This window comes from Paraburkholderia sp. 31.1, assembly GCF_014397645.1.
GTDB lineage: Bacteria > Pseudomonadota > Gammaproteobacteria > Burkholderiales > Burkholderiaceae > Paraburkholderia > Paraburkholderia tuberum.
Map to the genome: position 1 here is coordinate 1 of NZ_VZQN01000192.1, position 671 is coordinate 671.

At 61.1% G+C, this 671-nt stretch carries 1 protein-coding gene; it reads left to right on the top strand.

What is annotated here, in order from left to right; all coding sequences use genetic code 11:
- On the top strand, nt 1–662 hold a 662-nt coding region (locus tag F6X37_RS35960), incomplete at its 5' end, for an IS5 family transposase (protein WP_187614689.1).
- Between the last annotated feature and the right edge of the window lie 9 nt (nt 663–671).

Sequence of the window (671 nt, forward strand, 5' to 3'; positions counted from 1 at the left end):
GCGCTGGGGCTGCGTGGCGAATGCTGCCGACCAACTTTCCGCCGTGGGAACTCGTGTACCAGCAGACGCAACGATGGCTGGCGGCCGGCTGTTTCGAGTGCATGGTGAGTGATCTTCGTTCGATCATCCGTGTCGCGCAGGGGCGGCAGGGGCAGCCCAGCGCGGTGATCCTTGATGGCCGTACGATGCAATCGACATGTGAGAGCGGTCCACGCGCAGGCTATGACGGCTACAAGCGCAAGCGTGGCAGCAAGGTGCATATGGCGGTCGACACGCTGGGTCAGTTGCTCGCCGTACACGTGACACCGGCCAACGAGCAGGAGCGCGCACAGGTCGCAGAGCTGGCGCGCCAGGTGCAGCAGGCAACGGGAGAAACCGTGAAAGTGGCCTTTGCCGATCAGGGTTACACGGGCGAAGCTCCTGCGCAGGCCGCGCGCGCTCAGGGAATTGATCTCCAGGTGGTCAAGCTCGATGAAGCGAAAAAGGGTTTCGTGCTGTTGCCACGTCGATGGGTAGTCGAGCGCAGCTTCGGATGGCTCAACCGCTTTCGACGCCTCGCACGTGACTACGAACGCTTGCCCGAAACACTCGCAGGTCTGCATTTTGTCGTCTTCGCCATGCTTATGCTTGTCCATGCAATCCCAGTACTTCGAAGTTCCTAACACCGTCTA